The sequence below is a fragment of the Pseudoxanthobacter sp. M-2 genome, assembly GCF_046156265.1.
In the GTDB taxonomy this organism is placed as follows: Bacteria; Pseudomonadota; Alphaproteobacteria; order Rhizobiales; family Segnochrobactraceae; genus CAMDHY01.
Map to the genome: position 1 here is coordinate 1 of NZ_JAWDIR010000038.1, position 2,157 is coordinate 2,157.

1 protein-coding gene, 2 pseudogenes and 1 other annotated feature are annotated in these 2,157 nt (G+C 68.4%); of the genes and pseudogenes, 2 read left to right on the forward strand and 1 reads right to left on the reverse strand.

The annotated features are described in order from the left end of the window. Positions 1–50: 50 nt before the first annotated feature. Positions 51–188 (forward strand): annotated as a pseudogene (locus tag RUR49_RS17605) (IS3 family transposase); the annotation flags it as partial. A 163-nt stretch (positions 189–351) separates the two neighbouring features. Here RUR49_RS17605 and RUR49_RS17610 read toward each other — a convergent pair. Then, positions 352–1,446, reverse strand: a complete 1,095-nt coding sequence (locus tag RUR49_RS17610; protein WP_409147712.1) for an IS5 family transposase — start codon at positions 1,444–1,446, stop codon at positions 352–354. 75 nt (positions 1,447–1,521) lie between these two features. Between RUR49_RS17610 and RUR49_RS17615 the strand changes: the two are divergent. Beyond that, positions 1,522–2,157, forward strand: a pseudogene (locus RUR49_RS17615) (IS3 family transposase); the annotation flags it as partial. Continuing rightward, positions 1,668–1,784, forward strand: a sequence feature (AL1L pseudoknot). Its footprint overlaps the pseudogene before it by 117 nt.

Consider the following 2,157-nt stretch of genomic DNA (forward strand, 5'->3'; position numbering starts at 1 on the left):
TGAACCGCGCCGGGTTTGCCGGAGGCTCCAACTCTTGAGAGGATGGAGCCATGACGAAGGCGACGAACAAGTTTTCTGCTGAGGTGCGTGAGCGCGCGGTTCGGATGGTGCTGGAGCATCAGAACGAGCATGCCTCGCAATGGGCGGCGATGGGCTCGATCGTGGCGAAGATCGGCTGCACGGCCGAGCAGGCTGTTGAAGAAGGCATGCGTTTGGCGGGTTGGTCTCGCTTGCCGGCAGCGTCTGCGGTGATGGAGTGCGGCTGGTGAGCAGGTCGGCGCCGATGATGCGTGGCCTGGTTGGCTTGGAGCCGCGACGAGGAGCGCTGCATCGACTGGCCGATCGCCCCGCTCAAGCCGGCGCCGCCAGCAGCTTGGGCAAGCGGACGAGGTTGTAGGCGGCCGCGAAGGTGAATGCCCATCCGACCCGGTCGACGCCGCGCAGCTTCGGCCTGTCGAGCCCGGCCACCGCCTTCATCCAGCCGAAGCCCTCCTCGATGCGCTTGCGGATGCGCTGGCTCGCGGCGTAGCCGGGGTGACGGGTGGTGCGGCCGTCGATCGCCGAGCTTCCGAGGCGCCGGGTGAGGTTCTGCGCCACATGCGGGCGCACGTTCATCGAGCGCAACTCGTTGACGAAGTCGGCGGCGTCGTAGCCGCGGTCGGCTCCGAGCGTGATCGGGCGCGGCCGGTCGGCATGCGGCTCGATCATCGCCAGTGCCGCCACCCGCTCGGCATGGCCGCACACCTTCGTCAGGCAGGCGTCGACGATGAGGCCGGAGCGGTTCTCCATCAGGGCGTGGCCGAGGAAGGCGAGCTTCGCCCCCATGCCGGGCCCCTTGCGGTAGAGCTTGGCATCGGGATCGGTGGTCGAGGTGTGGGTGGCGTTCGAGCGCTTCTCGCCGCGGAAGTCCGCCTCGGCGTTGCGCCCGCCCGGCGGCGGCTCGTCCGGGCCGGAACCCTCAGTCGGCCGGAAGCTCTTCATCGAAGCCCACGCCTGGATCAGCGTGCCATCGACGCTGAAGTGCTCGCTCGACAGGAGCCGCTTCACCCGTGGCTGGGCCAGCACGGCCGACAGGAACCGTGCGGCAACGTCGCCGGCGAGCAACCGGTCGCGGTTCTTCGAGAACGTCGAGTGATCCCAGACCGCATCGTCGATGCCGAGCCCGACGAACCAGCGGAACAGCAGATCGAACTCCAGCCGCTCCATCAACTGGCGTTCCGAGCGGATCGAGTAGAAGGCCTGCAGCAACATCGCCCGCAGCAGCTTCTCAGGCGCGATCGACGGCCGGCCGAGACCCGAGTACAGCGCCGAGAGGTCGCCCGCCATCGCCGCCAGTGCCTCGTTCACCACCGACCGGATCGCCCGCAGCGGATGCCCCGCCGGCACTCGCGCCTCGAGGTCCACGTAGCTGAACAGCGCCCCCGTCCTCTCGTCCGTCCCGCGCACGCCGACACTCCCCTCCAGATACGGGAGTGAATCACGCCGAGACAGCTGGGACGAGCGACTTCTTCAACAGCCTGCGAGACGTTGCGCGGCTGGGTGCGGCAGGCGCAGCGCGATTTGGGTGTTCGAGCCGGGCCGACCAGCGAGGAACGGGAGCGGATCAAGGCTCTGGAGCGGGAAGTCCGCGAGCTTCGCCAGGCCAACGAGATCCTGCGCAAGGCGTCGGCGTATTTTGCCCAGGCGGAGCTCGACCGCCCGTTCAAACGATGAAGGCGTTCATCGACGAGTATCGTGACGTCTACGGGGTCGAGCCGATCTGCAAGGTGCTGCCGATCGCCCCGTCGACCTATCGCGAGCATGCGGCTCGGCGGGCGGATCCCGGCAGGGCACCGGCCCGCGAACGCCGCTATGCCGGCCTTCGCGACGACATCCGCCGGGTCTACGAGGCCAACTTCGAGGTCTATGGCGTCCGCAAGATCTGGCGGCAGCTTCGGCGTGAAGGGATCGACGTCCCGCGTTGCACCGTGTCGCGCCTGATGCGGCAGATGGGCCTGAAGGGTGCGGTGCGCGGCAGGGCCGTGCGCACCACGATCAGCAATCCCGCCGCCGCGTGCCCACTCGACCGGGTCAACCGCCAGTTCAAGGCGCCGTGTCCCAATGCCCTTTGGGTGTCGGACTTCCCCTATGTCGCCACCTGGGCCGGCTTCGTCTACG